The sequence below is a fragment of the Sphingopyxis sp. genome, from assembly GCF_025869345.1.
GTDB lineage: Bacteria > Pseudomonadota > Alphaproteobacteria > Sphingomonadales > Sphingomonadaceae > Sphingopyxis.
In genome coordinates, this window is record NZ_JAOZVW010000159.1 from 46,392 (window position 1) to 61,370 (window position 14,979).

General features: G+C 64.8%; 11 protein-coding genes. 3 read left to right on the forward strand and 8 right to left on the reverse strand.

Annotated features, from left to right (window positions below; genetic code table 11):
- Window positions 1-71 precede the first annotated feature (71 nt).
- The 5 genes from OJI97_RS18160 to OJI97_RS18180 all read right to left on the reverse strand — a co-directional run bounded on the left by OJI97_RS18160 (window position 72) and on the right by OJI97_RS18180 (window position 9,699).
- A complete protein-coding gene (locus OJI97_RS18160; protein WP_297665831.1) occupies window positions 72-3,272 on the reverse strand; it encodes a CHAT domain-containing tetratricopeptide repeat protein in 3,201 nt (1,066 codons plus the stop codon).
- 447 nt (window positions 3,273-3,719) lie between these two features.
- On the reverse strand, window positions 3,720-6,167 hold the full coding sequence (locus OJI97_RS18165) for a TonB-dependent receptor (protein ID WP_297665832.1): 2,448 nt from the start codon (window positions 6,165-6,167) through the stop codon (window positions 3,720-3,722).
- Between the two features lie 300 nt (window positions 6,168-6,467).
- On the reverse strand, window positions 6,468-7,781 hold the full coding sequence (locus OJI97_RS18170; protein WP_297665834.1) for an MFS transporter: 1,314 nt from the start codon (window positions 7,779-7,781) through the stop codon (window positions 6,468-6,470).
- An 81-nt stretch (window positions 7,782-7,862) separates the two neighbouring features.
- The gene (locus OJI97_RS18175; RefSeq protein WP_297665836.1) at window positions 7,863-8,711 is read right to left on the reverse strand and encodes a TauD/TfdA family dioxygenase; all 849 of its coding nucleotides are present in this window, start codon (window positions 8,709-8,711) and stop codon (window positions 7,863-7,865) included.
- Window positions 8,712-8,715: 4 nt separating this feature from the next.
- Window positions 8,716-9,699, reverse strand: coding sequence for a quinone oxidoreductase (locus OJI97_RS18180; RefSeq protein WP_297665837.1), 984 nt, complete (start codon window positions 9,697-9,699; stop codon window positions 8,716-8,718).
- Between the two features lie 111 nt (window positions 9,700-9,810).
- Here OJI97_RS18180 and OJI97_RS18185 point away from each other — a divergent pair, with 111 nt between their 5' ends.
- Both OJI97_RS18185 and OJI97_RS18190 read left to right on the forward strand, forming a co-directional pair.
- A complete protein-coding gene (locus OJI97_RS18185; protein ID WP_297665839.1) occupies window positions 9,811-10,812 on the forward strand; it encodes an AraC family transcriptional regulator in 1,002 nt (333 codons plus the stop codon).
- A gap of 201 nt (window positions 10,813-11,013) precedes the next feature.
- Window positions 11,014-12,072, forward strand: a complete 1,059-nt coding sequence (locus OJI97_RS18190; protein WP_297665841.1) for a 3-keto-5-aminohexanoate cleavage protein — start codon at window positions 11,014-11,016, stop codon at window positions 12,070-12,072.
- On the opposite strand, the gene OJI97_RS18195 is transcribed toward OJI97_RS18190, so the two are convergent.
- Entirely contained in the window at window positions 11,982-12,374 is a 393-nt protein-coding gene (locus tag OJI97_RS18195) for a LysR substrate-binding domain-containing protein (protein WP_297665843.1), read from the reverse strand. The two genes, OJI97_RS18190 and OJI97_RS18195, sit on opposite strands and share 91 nt — an antisense overlap.
- A gap of 131 nt (window positions 12,375-12,505) precedes the next feature.
- On the opposite strand from OJI97_RS18195, the gene OJI97_RS18200 reads away from it, so the two are divergent.
- A complete protein-coding gene (locus OJI97_RS18200; RefSeq protein ID WP_297665845.1) occupies window positions 12,506-12,775 on the forward strand; it encodes a putative sulfate exporter family transporter in 270 nt (89 codons plus the stop codon).
- A gap of 28 nt (window positions 12,776-12,803) precedes the next feature.
- Here the strand turns inward: OJI97_RS18200 and OJI97_RS18205 are convergent, their stop codons facing one another.
- Window positions 12,804-13,862, reverse strand: coding sequence for a 3-keto-5-aminohexanoate cleavage protein (locus OJI97_RS18205; RefSeq protein ID WP_297665847.1), 1,059 nt, complete (start codon window positions 13,860-13,862; stop codon window positions 12,804-12,806).
- A gap of 160 nt (window positions 13,863-14,022) precedes the next feature.
- Window positions 14,023-14,907, reverse strand: coding sequence for a LysR family transcriptional regulator (locus OJI97_RS18210; RefSeq protein ID WP_297665849.1), 885 nt, complete (start codon window positions 14,905-14,907; stop codon window positions 14,023-14,025).
- Window positions 14,908-14,979: the final 72 nt, after the last annotated feature.

Below are 14,979 nucleotides of genomic sequence, written 5' to 3' on the forward strand. Positions count from 1 at the left end.
GAAACCGACACAAGCCGCAGGATAGCCGCGACGCGTTCAACCCCCGATATACAGGTCATGAGAACGCCTGCTCATGATGGATCGATCGCCACATAGACCGCCCATGCCGCAGGATGGGCGAAGGACTCGCCCTGCGCGTCATGCGAGGGATCGGCAGCCACCTCGCGCATCGCCTCCTGCAGCGCGGCCGCGATGTCGCGTTTGTCCTTCAACCGGGCGACCGCCGTCGTGGTCATCCGCTCGCCGACCTCGTCAACGACGGGCGAATAGGTCGCCAGGATCGCGCGGGCGCCCGCCAGCAGGAAGGCGCGCGTCAATCCGCTGAAGCCGTCGCCGCCCTCGCTGCCCGCCGCCGTGTCACAGGCCGAGAGAATGATCAGCGGCGCATTGAAGCGCAGTCCGGTGACCTCGGAGGCGGTTAGCAGCCCGTCATTCGTTGCGTCCAACGTCCCGCCCGCCGGGGCGGTGCCGGGCGTCAGAGCCAGCGCAGGCTCGGCGGGCGAGCCGTCGAAGCGGCCTCCCAGCAGGGCATGGGTCGCAAAAAGGACGATCGAGCTGTTGCCCAGCACACCTTCGGCGCTACCGCGCGCCAGCCGGGCCTGCGTCGCATCGAGCTGGAGAAGTTGCCGGTCCGGCGGCGCATTCAGAAGCCGCGCCATTTCGCGGACCTCGGCGGCGCTATAGTCGAGCCGCGGCAGTTTCGCGAGCATCCGCGGGTCGGCGACACCGTCGCGATAAAGGCTTTGGCGCGGTATCCGCGCAACCCCCGCCGGGGCAGGAGGGCTGGCCGGAGCGCCGCGAAGCCGGGGCGGCATGGGCTTCGGCGGGCCGTCGGCGATGCCGCGAAATGCCGGATCGCCGACGCCGTAAAAACCGCCAGCAGCCCATGCAGACTGCGGGCTTCGCCGCGCGATGCGCAAGGCATCGACCGAAGGAACGACCGAGATCACGCGTTCGAGGCCGAGCCATTTGGTTGCCCGCAACGCCGCGGGATCGATATCGCCCGCGGCACCGCCACCGGGCGGTTCTGACACGAGCGCTGCAAAATTGAGCGTGAGCAATGGTCCTTCCGGAACGATAATCCAGCGATCCCTGTCCTTCAGCAGCGCAGCAACCGACGGATCGCCGAACAATGCGCGGTAGAGGCGGTGGGCGCCCGCCCGATCGTAGCGCAGGAAGGCATCGGGGTCTTCACCGGGCTCGCGCAGCGTCACCCCCGAATATTTCGGATCGCCCAATTGCCGGCCGAGGTCACCGACCATTTGCGCCAGATCGGCACCGTCGATCGGGATTTCGGCCCAGGCCGCCCCCTCGAGCGTCGCCACGAAGACGACCCCGCGGCTCATCTCGCCGCGCGCATCGGGCATGCCGGGATAAAGCAGGACGAGCGCTTCGTCCTTGCGCAGCAGCGCCGCCCTGCCGCCTTCGCCCGTTACCTCTGCCAGCGGCACCGGCTCGGGTCGCAGCGTTGCAAAGATATCGGGAAGCTCGTGCTGGAGCGCCGCGGCCGCTTCAGCGAGCGGCTGGCCGGCGGCGGCGCGTTCTCCAAGCAGGCGAACCCTGTCGCCATCGCCGCTGGCGCCGCGCTGCGCAGCCTCCGCAATCGCCTGGTCGAGCGCGACGACCCGATCGCGCGCCGCCGCCCACCGCGCGAAAAGATCGCCCTTGCCCGCACGTACGGCGAGCGCACGCGCCGCCGTTTCGCTGATGGCCGCGCTGGAAACCGACGGATGCGCAAGCTGCGCCATGGCGAAGCCGCGAGCGCGGCTGGCGGCATCGCCGCCCGCCGCGGCGCTCGCGCGATCGGTCCAATAGAGCTTCAGCAGATCGCTCGCCTTGCTGCTGATGAACCCACTGAGATTGCGCCGATATTCGGCGTTCGCCGTTTCGGGCAGCGCGGAAAGCTCGGCGCGATAGCCGGCGACGACCTCTTCATAATAGGGGCGCGCCTCTCCCGGCCGGCGAGCGATCCACAGCGCGACGCCCAGATTCTGGACCAGCCTCAGCGTCTCGCGATGGTTCGGCCCATAGCGCGCGACCGCAATCTCGACCGCGCGCCTTCGCATGGGCAGCGCTTCGTCGAACCGGCCCAGCATCCACAAGGTGTTGCCATAGCTCTCGATCAATCCCGGATTGTCGGGATCGCGCTGCAAGGCGCCGCGATAAAGCCCCTCCGCCTCAGCCGCCGTCTCCTGCCGGTCCGACAGCATCGCGGCCAGTTCGAGTTCGAAGCCATGACCGACCCCCGGCCCCATCGCCCCAATGACCCGCCGCTGATAGCCGATCGCGCTATCGAGGTCGCGGCGGATCCGCGCCGATTTCGCGAGATTCCACAGCGTCATCCAGTTGCGCCTGTCGTCGCTGTCCGGCTGCGCCTCCTGTCGCGCCAGCACGGCGCGGTACAGCGCTTCGACCCGGTCGGGGTCGGTCCAGAACAGATTCTGCGAATAAAGGATGATATCGATCAGATGGCGCGGGTCGGTTTCGGGCAGGATGGCCTCGAACATATCGAGTTCGCGCGAAAACCATATCCGGGCATCGGCCATCCGCATTTGCTTTACGAAATTGTTCGCGAGCTGTTCATAGGCGGCGGCCAGCGCGAAGCGATCGCTCGCGGGCATCGACTGCAACAGCGTCACCTGCTCCTGAAGCAGCGGTTCGGCATCGGTCGGGCGCCCGGCTGCCTCGAATGCGACCGCCAGCGAACGGGCGCTCGATGCGACGATCGCAGGGTCGCCGATGAAGAGGCGCCGCGCGAGTGCAAGCGCCTCCGTCGCATCAGTGACCGCCTCCATCGGATGCTGCTGTTCAATGCGGACCTGCGACCGCGCGGTGAGCCCAACGTACAAGGTGGCCGGTTGCGCGCGGTCGCGCCCGATCGCGACGAGCCGCGCCATGACCTGCTCGCGCTCGGCGCGATCTGCCGGCGTCTTGCTGTTGTAGGCGAAGTGACAGAGCAGCGACAGCAGCGGCCGCGCGGTGGCGGGATGCGCCGGGCCATAGCTATCCTCGTAAAGCCGCAGCAGCGCGCGCCGCGGGGTCTCGAGCGCTTTCTCCGATGTCGTGTTGCAGGGCTGGTCGACCCGGGCCTCCCGTTCAAGCGCTTGAATCTGTTCAAGCTGCGCCGGGGTGGGAACGCCATGATCGGGCGCGATCCGCTGCGCGGCACTCTCGACCGGTATCAGCGCCGAGCGCGGCACGAACTGGGCGACCGACGGCGAGGCGCCGAGCACGAGCACCGCTGCAAGCCAGAGACGGCTCCCCCCAGTCATCGCGGCAAATTAGCGCGGCGGCAGGCGATAGTAAACTTGCCCTCTGAAACGCGCGAAGCCTCCAAAGACCCCGCGTGGAGCGCTCATAGACTTCGGCGGGCTTGGCCGATTGGAGACTGTCCTTTGTGGATGGCTCCCGCGTTGCAAGCATAGATTGACGATCGGCGTTTTGGTCGGTTGCAGTCGTCTGTCCAGCCTGCCGCCGGGCAGGTCAGCAATCGAGATGGCAGGCCAGGCGGGATCGAGCGGAACGACGCGTTCGCTGGTCGGATCTTCAGCCATCGGCAAAGCCTCCATCCTTTCTCTTCGCTCCGGCAGGTTCGGCATACTGGGTCGGTAAGCCCTAGCTGAGATTCACGTCAATCGAAGGGTGCGCCAAAACGCAAACAAGTGTCGAGCCTGCCCGACACCGCCGGGCAGGCATTCATTTTCAGGATTGGACGATGATCAGAAGCGGAAGGTGGCCGATACGCCATAGGTCCGCGGGTCGCCTTCGGCCCTGCGGACCGCGGTGCTGCCCGGGAACACGCCGTTGTTGAGCCCGAGCGGGCCGCCAAGCGGCTGGTAGACGGCGGCATAGCTGTACGACGTGCCTGTGAGATTGCGTCCGTAGACCGAGACCGACCAACGGTCGTCGGGCCCGTTCAAGGTGAAGCGGGCGCCGACCAGGACATAACCGTCCTCGACCAATTGGGGATTATTGTCGGTAGTGGTGCCGATGCTCTGATCCGAAATCAGCGAAAGGTTGGTGTTGAACGCCCAGTTCAGCCCGCTCGAACCGATGTCGCCCGAAAAATCGACGCCGAAGCTACCCGACCATTCAGGCGAGAAGGTCGCGGGTGCGCCCTTCAGATCCTGCGTCTGGCCTTGATTGGGCAGGCCCCGGCACACGACCGGAATGACCCCCGCGCCGTTCTTCGCGCAGCCCGGTAGCCCGGCCGCGAGCGGGAAGTTGGTGAAGTTCGAGTCGAGATAAGCAAGCGACGCGTTGAACTTCAGCCACCGTGCCGGCGCGATGATCGTGTCGAATTCAAAGCCTTGCTGGCGCAGGTTGCCGGCATTGCGGATCGTGAAGCCGGCACCGTCATAGCTCTTGTCCTGATAGCCGGCGATATCCATGCGGTAGAAGGTCAGGTTGGTCGTCAGCGCGCGGTCGAGCCAGCGCGCCTTGATCCCGAATTCATAATCCTTCACCGTTTCCTGATCGAACAGGCGCTTGGTCGAGACGAGATTGCCGTTCGGGTCGACGACCGACTGCGAGACCGGGCCGCCGCTGGAGCTGAAACCGCCCGATTTATAGCCGGTGGAGTAGTTGGCGAACAGCATGACGTCGTCGATCGGCTCGTAGTTCAAGCTGATGCGATAGGTGAAGCGGCTTTCCTTGATCTTCGGGAAAGTCAGCACCTCCGGCGCCCGCAACACGCGCGTGAACAGGCTCGATTCCTGATCGAACGTGCCGCTCTTCTTGTCCTGCGTCCAGCGGCCGCCCAGCGTGAGCGACAGCGTCTCGGCGAGGTTGAAGGTCGCCTGTCCATAGGCCGCGAGGCTGGACACGCTTTGGGTGACGCGCTGGTCCGAGGCATTGATGCCGCCCGTCGCGGCGCGGAACACTTCGCAGTCGGCGCGCGACGCCGGCGCGACGGCCGCGGCCGAAACCAGCGTCGTGCAATATTGCGAGTTCATGTTGAACGCTTCGCCGAGCGTGAAATCTTCCTTGAAGTAATAAAGGCCGCCGACCAGATCGAGCAGCCCGCCCAGCCACTCATCCTTGGGCGAGATGAATTGCAGTTCGTGGCTCTGGCTATTCGACGAGTATTGACCGACCCGCGAGACCACCGGCCGGGGCGTGAACAGGATGTCGCCGTCGAGCTGGCGGCTGCGCCATTCGCGATAGCTGTCGACCAGCCGCAGCGTCGACCCGCCCGCCAGCTCATAGGACAGGGTGCTGTTGACGCCCCAATTCTTGTCGGTGAAATCGGCGGTGATGAAGGTGTTGGCGGTGCGGTCCCCGAACACCGTGTCGGGAAGCAGGCCGGCGGCGGCGAGCGAGGCGAGTCCTGCCGCAGAGACGCTGCTCGGGTCGAGGTCGTTGTTGTTCTGGCCGTCGCCCTTCATCCGCGAATAGTCGGCGCGCACGATCCATTCGATCGGGCCCGATTCGAATTTCGCGGTGCCGCGAAAAGCATAGTCGTCGCTGCCACCAAAGGTGCGGCCATCGAGCTTGTTGTGCCAGTATCCGTCGAACCACTGGCCCATTCCCGCAAAGCGCAGCGACAGCTTGTCACCGACCGGCAGGTTGATGTTGCCGCTCAGCTTCTTCCGCGCCGCCGTGCCGTATTCGCCGTTGATCTCGCCGGAAAAATCGCCGGTCGGAAGCGCCGAATGCAGCGACAGCGCGCCGACGCTGGCGTTGCGGCCGAACAGGGTGCCCTGCGGCCCGCGCAGCACCTCGACCGCCGAGACGTCGAGGAAATTCCCGAGCACCGAACCGGCGCGCGGAATATAAATGTCGTCCTGGAAAATAGCGACGCTGGGCTCAATCAACGAATTGCCCGCGGCCCCGACACCGCGGATGTTGACGTGCACCGCGGCGATCGAAGAAGAGCGTGCCGCCTGAAAGTTGGTCGCGACCTGCCCGAGGTCCTGGACGTTGGCGATGCTGGCGCTTTCGAGCATATCGTTCGAGAAGGCGGCGATCGAAATCGGCACCTTTTGCACGCTTTCCTCGCGCTTCTGCGCGGTGACGACGATGTCGCCCGAATCGGCGGCGGGAGCCTGGGCCGCGGGCGCATCGGCGGCGGGGGGAGTTTCCTGCGCGAACGCCGGTGCTGCGGTGCAGATCGTGAGAACCATCGCGGTGCGGCTCACGCAATTACGCCATTGTTGGATACGCATATTAAGTCCTCCCCATATTGTGGTGTTGGGGGCAGGCTAGTGCAGTCGGAAAAGCCGGAATCCATATTTGATGCCAAATTTTTGATAATTGATGCCACGGAATCGGCAATTTATGAAACTTATGATCCTCGCGGCGAGAACATAGCAAAGGGTCGCCGGCCCCGCGCACTAGCGCGGCAACGGCGACCTCTATCGGCTCGCAATACGGTTCGATACGGCGGCGGTCCCGCCTCCTTCATCAGCCGATGAGGGAGACGGGACCGATAAAGTGGACCTTTGCCGTCACGGTTTCCCGGGACATTAGTCCGCAGATATTTTCGCGACTTTCGCGAGATCGGTCAGATAGGTCTTCCGGGCCGCAAAAAAGATCAGCGCCGCGAGCAGGCTGATCAGCGGCAGCAGGCGGAAAGCGCCAAGCAGCCCGAGATCGTCGGCAACCCAGCCGGTCAGGATCGGCCCCGGCGCAAAGCCGAGCAGATTATTGGCGAGCGTCAGCGTCGCGAAGGCGGTGCCGTGGATGGCGAGCGGTGTCAAATTGGCGACCATCGCGCCGACCGGCCCCGCCATTCCGGAAACGAGGAACATCGCGATCGCGAGAAACAGGATCTGCACCACGCCGGGAGGGCATTGCATCGCGACGCTCAACGCGATCGCGCTGCCCACGCAATAAGCCGACGCAAGCATGATCTTGCGTTCGGGGCGATTGCGCGCGAGCCGGTCGCTGGCGATGCCGCACAGGATCATGCCCGCGCCGCACATCAGGAACAGCATCGCCGACAGCTGTCCGGCCTTGTCGACTGGCAAGTGGTGATAGCGATTGAGGAAGGTCGGGATCCAGGCCGGGAGCGCCCCGGCGCAGAATTGCTGAAGGCCGCTGCCGATATAGGCGAGGAGGACGGTGCGGCTGGCGAACAGGGCTTTCAACGGCAGTTTGGCGCGTTGCGGCGCGGCGCCGCGAGGAGCCTCGGCCTGCGACTGGCTGCCGACAATATGGGAAATCCGGCGCTCGGTGATCACAAAGGGAAAGAGGATAGCGATCGCCAGCCCGCCGAGCCCGATTGCGAGGAAGGCCGCGCGCCAGCCATGACTCGCCGCGATCTCGCCGGCCACCGCGACGCCGAACACATGCCCGAACAGCCCGCCGGCCATGAACGCAGCCGACAGGGTGGCACGCATCCGGTGGGGAAAGACGCTGATGACCAGGGCGATGCCGACGCTGCCATAGGCCGCCTCGCCGACCCCGACGAGAACGCGGCCGAGCAGCATCTGGCTGTAATTCTGTGCAACGGCGCAAACCAGCGTCGCGATGCTCCACAGGATCGCCATGAGGGTGAGGCTCTTCACGCGGCCCCAGCGGTCGGCGAGGATCGAGAAGGGAACGGTCAGCAACGCGACCATCAGCGCGACGACCCCCGACAAGAGACCGAGTTCGCCGTCGGTCAGGCTCCATTCGGCCTTCAGCAACGGGAAGGTGGCGTTGAGCACCTGCCGCGCCATATAATCGGAGATCAGCAGCCCGAAGGCGAAGGCGAACACGATCCAGCTATAAGAGACCGCGCGCGAGGGGCCCTCGGCGTGATCGGGGGCGGCACGCGCCTGAACTATTGTCGCCATTGTCTCTCTCCCGTGGTTCGGCGCCCGGGTTTTCCCATGGCGAACTGTCCAGTTTCATTCGGCCTGTTCGGCCTGATAGCCTCAGTAGGGTTTGTCGCCGATGATGCCCGCGCGCTCCATCTGGCGAACGCAGGGCGGGTAATCCATCACGGCATAATGCTGGGTGCAGCGATTGTCCCAGATCGCGATGCTGTTCGGCTGCCAGCGCCAACGCACCTGATATTCGGGGATCGCCGCGCGGCCCGTCAGATAGTTGAGCAGGTTCGCCGCACCCGGCACATGATCCTGCCCGAAGCGGACGTTTTCGGCGGTATGGAAATTGGTGAAGTGGGTGGTGAAGGAGCTGACGAACAGGATTTTCTCGCCGGTTTCGGGGTGGGTGCGCACCACCGGATGCTCGGCATCGGGATATTGGGCGTGCAGCGCATGGCGCTTTTCCTCGGTCATTCGCGCGCCAAAGCTGCGCTCGATCGAATGACGCGCCTTCAGCGGATCGATGACCTCCTTCACGGAATCGGCCAGATCCTCATAGGCCAACGCCATGTTCGCCCACATCGTGTCGCCGCCCACCGGCGGGCAGGTGATGCAGCGCAACACCGCGCCCATCTGCGGCTTCTCGCGCCAGGTCGTGTCGCAATGCCACGAATTCTCGAACCGGTCGGGCGGCGAGTTCGCATCCTTGTAGATGCGCACCAGCCCGGGGTACTCGGGATCGCTGCCCACCACCGGATGATCCTCGAGCTCGCCGAAGCGTTCGGCAAAGGCGACATGGTCGGCGCGCGAAATGTCCTGATCGCGCAGGAACAGCACCTTGTGCGCCAACAGCTCGGCCCGGATCGCGCCGAGCAGATCGTCGTTGCGCGCCGCTTCGGCCAGGTTCACCCCGATCAGTTCGGCCCCGATATTGTTGGTCAGTTTCTCGATCTTCATCGGATTATTCCTCGATCACGAAAATGGACGAACCGATGGTCTTGCCGGCTTCGAGATCGCGGTGCGCCTGGACGCAATCCTCGAGTGCGTAACGCTGCCCGATCTCGACCTTGATCCGCCCGGCGGTCAGATGGTCGAACCACAGGCCCGAAAGCTCGGCGCGCTCGGCCGGATCGGCATAATAGTCGGCGAACGCCGGGCGGGTGAAATAGATCGAACCCTGCCGCGCCATCTGGAACGCGCTGATCGGCGGAAACGGCCCCGAGGCCGTGCCGCAGCCGACGAGCACGCCACGCCGCTTCAGCGATTTGAGCGATGCCTCGAACGTGTCCTGCCCGACGCTGTCGAACACCGTGCCGACGCCTTCGCCATTGGTCAGCTCCTTGACCCGCTCGACGACGTCTTCGCTGCGATACAGGATGATCTCGTCGCACCCGAGCGAGCGCGCCTTTGCCGCCTTTTCCTCGGTCGAGACCGTGCCGATCACGCGCAGCCCCATCAGCTTTGCGAGCTGCACCGCGAGCAGGCCGACGCCGCCCGCCGCAGCGTGGAGCAGGATGGTATCGCCCGCCTTGAGCCAGGGGTTGGTGCGCGCCAGCCAATAGGTCGCCGACAGTCCGCGCATCGTCGATGCCGCGGCCTGCTCGAACGATACCGCGTCAGGCAGCTTGAACAGCGACGCGGCGGGCATGACGCGTTCGGCGCTATAGGCGCCGAGCGGACTGCCATTGTATGAGACCCGGTCGCCGATGGCCCAGCCGGCGACGCCGTCACCCACCGCAACGATCGTGCCCGCCGCTTCGACCCCCATTCCCGCCGGCAGCGGCGAGGGATAATAGCCCGATCGGAAATAGGTGTCGGCGAAGTTGCAGCCGACCGCGCCGTGGCGCACGCGGACTTCGCCGAGACCCGGATCGCCCACCGCGATATCCTCGACCTTCAGGACCTCGGGTCCGCCGGTTTCGTAGAAGCGCACAGTCTGTGCCATCTGCCTGTATCTCCCAAAATTGCTTGCCTCTCCTTACGGCCCTCCCCGCTTGCATTTTACACAATCCGTGCCATTGTTTTGCCAATCGGTGCCAAGATGCGAGGGAGGAAAATGGCCGAAACGGTACGCGCCGCCGTCCTGACCGGCTATTTCCCGACGATGGAATCGCTGGGCGCCGATCCCCTGCCGCTGCTCCGCGAGGTCGGCTTGTCGGAGAAATTGCTGTCGAACCCCGAGCAGACGATTTCGCGCCGCGCGGTGACGCAGTTGATGGAACGCGGAGTCGAAGTCACCGGCTGCATTACCTTTGGCCTTCGCATGGCCGAGAGCCGCGGACTGGCGAATCTGGGCGCCACCAGCCTGCTGATCGCCCATGCCGCGACTCTGCGCGACGCGCTGGCGGCGCTCACCCGCTATCGCGAACGAATCAATTCCAAGCTGGTGCTGCAATTGATCGACATCGGTGATGATATCCTCATCCGCCAGGATTTCGCCGCGGGCGAGTCGGAGCGGTCGCGCCAATCCTATGATCTGGCGCTCGGCGTTCTTATGCGATTGTGCACCGAGGTGCTCGGCGAAAACTGGGCTCCGAAACTGGTCTGCTTCACGCACGAGCCGCCGCCCGCGACCGAATTGCCCATCTATCGCCGCCTGTTTCGCTGCCGCGCCGAGTTCAATTCCGAACTCAATGGCCTGGTGCTCGATCCGGCCGACATCGACCGGCCCAGCCGGCGCGGCGACAGCGCGCTGGCCGATCATGCACGCGCGCTGATCGAATCGGTGATCGGGCCCGAGCAGCAAAGCCTGATCCAGCAGGTCGAACAATCGATATTGCTACTGATGCCGTCGGGCCGCGCGACGATCCAGACCTGCTGTTCGCTGCTCGGGACGAGCGTCCGCACCTTGCAACGCACGCTCGATGCCGAAGGAACGAGTTTCAGCGAGCTGGTCAATCGGGCGCGCATTCAGCTGTCCGGCCAGTATCTTGCCAATCCGTGCATCCGGATCACCGATGTCGCGACGATGCTCGGTTATGGCTCGATCAGCGCGTTCAGCCGCTGGCACGTACAAACCTTTGGCATGACACCCAAGGAACGGCGCAAGCCACGCTGACCCTCGGCGAGAACCGCTGTCTCTAGATCACCCGACCGATAGGCGTTTTCGCGGCCGCCATGCGCCGCGCGCGTGGCATCGATTGACAAAACAATGGCACCGAATGTGGCAAACGGCCGTGCGAACGCCGGTAAGCACGAGAGCAGAAAGATGCCGCGCGCCGAGCCAATGGCCACGCGGCTCCTCTTTGGGAGACACGATATGAATTTTCTCGACGGCCACCTCTACCCCGAGAACCAGCAGCCACTGATCATCACCGCCGCGCCCTATGCGCCCGGCTGGATTCCGTCGGACTTCCCCGAGGACATTCCGGTGACGATGGAAGAACAGATCCAGAAGGCGGTGGATTGCTATGAAGCCGGCGCCACCGTGCTGCACCTGCATGTGCGCGAGGCCGACGGCAAGGGCAGCAAGCGCCTGTCGATGTTCAACGAGTTGATCGCCGGCGTGCGCAAGGCGGTGCCCGAGATGGTGATCCAGGTCGGCGGCTCGATCAGCTTCGCCCCCGAAGACGACGGGTCGGCCGCCAAATGGCTGGACGACGACACGCGGCATATGCTCGCCGAACTCGATCCCAAGCCCGACCAGGTGACCGTTACCGTCAACACGACGCAGATGAACGTGACTGAACATGCCGGGATCGACGACTTCAAGGGGGTGTCACGCGGCGATCCGAAACTCTATGGTACCTATAAGGACATGATCGTCCCCTCGAACCCCAGCTGGGCCGAGGAGCATGTCCGGCGACTGTCGGCGGCCGGAATTCAAAGCGCCTTCCAATGCTATAACATCAACAGCTTCGAGACGATCGAACGGATGATCCGCCGCGGCGTCTATAAAGGGCCGTTGGCGTTGAACTGGGTCGCGATCAGCGGCGGCATGGACCAGGCGAATATCTATAACCTCGCCCATTTCCTGCGTGCGCTGCCCGACGGCGCAGTGCTGACGGTCGAAAGCTCGGTGCTGAACGTGCTGCCCATCAACATGATCGGCATCGCACTCGGCCTGCACGTACGCTGCGGCATTGAAGATGTGTTATGGAACCAGACCCGCACCGGCAAGGCGAGCTCGGTCGAACAGATCAAGCAGCTCGTGCGGATCTCCGGCGAATTCGGCCGCCCGATCGCGACCGCGAGGCAGGCGCGTGAGATCTTGCAGATCGGCGTCTTCTACGAGACTGCCGACGAGACGCTGCAGGCCAACGGCTTCGCTCCCAATCGCAACGGCGGCAACCAGGGCTTTCTCCGCAAGCCGGACTGAAATCCGTTCGATCTTCTGGAGCGCCGGTTTCGTCCGGCGCGCAGCAGGGGCTCGACGACCAGCGTCGAAATAAGCGTACGGCCCGCCCCGGCGTTGACCGCCGAGCGGACCGCTTCGTTCGACGGCAGGGTCGGGATCACGTCGAGATCGGCGAAGGTCAGGCCAAGCGGGGCAAGCGCGGCTTCGAAAGTCGAGCGGGTGCCCGAGCCTTCCTCGCGCAGCACCCAGGGGACTGAGCAGAGCCAGTCCCGGGCGGCGGCGATTGATCGGCGCGGGCGCGATCGACAAGCGCAGCCGATCAAAACGAGCAGGAACTTGCCTTGGAAGCGGCCGATACGAAGACATCGGGGGCGGCCCGCCGGCTGTCCCGCCTTTCAGAAAGAAGCCGTCATGGCCAGTTTCCCCCTCCCCGCTCCCGTCATTCGCGATGCCGATGGGCGCGACGGCGATCCAGATGGGCACGCTGGTCAAGCTGGTCCGCGTGCTGATGCTCGGCCCGGTCTGCGTGATCCTCTCGATCCTCGCCCCGCGGCTTTGCGAGGATAGCGGAGAGCCCACCGCGCGCGTTTCCGCCGAACGCCCGAAATCGAACCGTCCGCCACTCCATCATCTCGTGCCGTGGTTCATCCTCGGCTTTCTCGGCATGGTCGCGGCCCGCCCGTTCGGCCTAATTCCGCACGCGGTCCTGGCGCCGAGAGATTGATGGCGGAGTTCGTCCGCGTGGCGGATAATCAGGCCGCCTTGCGCAAAAAGCCCTGGTTGCCGCCATTGCGGTTCGGCGCAAAGCCGTTGGCCGCCAGGCTTTCCTCGACCGTGTCGTAGAATATGCCGATCTTGCTGATCTCGCGCGCCTGCTGCGCGGTGGCGATCGGGCGGCCGAACTCGCCGGCGATGCGCACCAGCTGCTCGATCTGCGCGACGCTGCTCATCTTCGCCGTGCGCGACTGGTTCCACAGGCAATCCTCGGTGCCGCAGCGCACGTGCAGCCCCATCGCGATGCCGATCATGTTAACCGGCAGCACGTTGCGCAGCGAACTCTCCACCGTCAGCACCGCGCCATCGGGCGCCGCACGCACGAAATTGGCGAGATTATAGATGTTCGCCTGATCCATGCCGCCGCCGAGCGCGACCCAGTTCATCACCAGCGGGCCTTTATAGACGCCGCGCCGCATCAGGCGCTCGACCGTTTCGAAGCTGTTGATGTTGTAGCATTGGAACGCGCTCTGGATCCCCGCCGCGCTGAGCCGCTGGATATGCTCTTCGTACCAGCTGGGATTCGAAGGCACGATCATGTCGGTGAACGCATCGTAGACCGCGGGATTCTCGCGCGACGTCCCCTTATAATCCGCCACTTCAGCATGCTCGGTGAGGTTCATCTGCGAGGTGTTGATCGTCACCGTCACCTGATCGGGCTTGGGATCGAGTTCGGCGAGCATGTGCCGCGTGTCGTCGCTCAGCCACTTGGCGGCGGCGCCGTCGCTCTCGGGCGAGAAGCTGATCGAGCCGCCGACCTGGATGATCATTTCGGGCACGGCGGCGCGCACGCCGGCGATCAGTTCGTTGAACTTCGACAGCCGTTTGCTGCCCTTGCCGTCGAGTTCGCGGACATGCAGGTGCAGCACCGTCGCACCGGCGTTGTAGCAATCCACCGCCTTCTGAATCTGTTCTTCCATCGTCACTGGGATGTCTTCGGGAAAGTCCGAGGGCACCCAGCCGGGCGCGTAGGGCGCCGCGGTGATGATCAGCGGCTGCTGGTTCTCGGGATACAGGTGCCCGTCGAGAAAATTCATCGCACGTCTCCGGCTGGGAGGGCGCGCTGCCTTCGGCAATCGCTGACCCTCTTGATTTCGCTGGGCCGAGCTTAGGCGCGGTCGCGGATGACAATTCCACATCTGGTGCCACAGTTTTGACAATTGATGCCATCGCGGCGCGGTGTTTCCCCTCGAAGGCTTATCGCGCGAATTCGTCGAGCAGGATATCGACCAGACCCGGGGCGACGCCGGTGCGTCGGACCAGCATCATTTCGAAATCGGCTTCGAAGTCGTCGATCGGGACGAACGAGAGGCCTTCGAGCCCGAGCCGCTGCAGCGACGCCGGCGCGAGAATGAGGCCAAGCCCGGCGGCGGCGAGGCTGGCCGCGCTGATATAATCGGGGGTCTCGATCGTGTTCGCGGCCGGAAACCCGCCCTTTTTCGCCAAGGCGCGCACATGTTCGATCAGCCCGACACTTTCCTTGAACTGCGGCACGATGAAGGTCTTGGCCGCCAGCTCGGCCACACTGACGCGGGCCCGGCCACCGAATTCGTCGCCCGACCGGAGCGCCAGCATGACCCCTTCGCGGTGGATGACATGCGCCTCGGTTCCCGGCGGGTAGCTCGGGCGCGGCCGCGTCAAGGCGATGTCGAGCCGCCCATCGGCGAGCGCGGCAAGCTGATCGGGGGTTTCCATCAGAACAAGCCGAACCTCGATTCCCGGGCGCGCGGCGGCAAGACACTGGACGATCCGCGTGACGAGGCCCGCCATCGCCGCCGAAAATACATAGCCGATGCGAAGCGGCCCCGCCTCGCCGCGCGCCAGGCTCTGCCCCACCCGCGCCGCCGCCTCCAGCCGCGCCAGCGTGCCCCGCGCCTCGTCCAGAAAAAGTTCGCCGACGCGCGTCAGCGTGACCGCACGCCGGTTCGACCGATCGACAAGCGGCGCGCCGAGCCCATCCTCGAGCCGGCGCAGCCGCTTGCTGACGACCGACTGGACCACCCCGAGCTGATCGGCCGCCTGCACGAAGCTGCGCGTTTTCGCGACCGCGATGAAACAGGAGAGCTGTTCGGCATCAATCATTCATCATTCCAATCCGCGATTGATGTTTGCGATTTCTGGCATTGTTCGGAATTGAAATCAAGGCAAGGGACG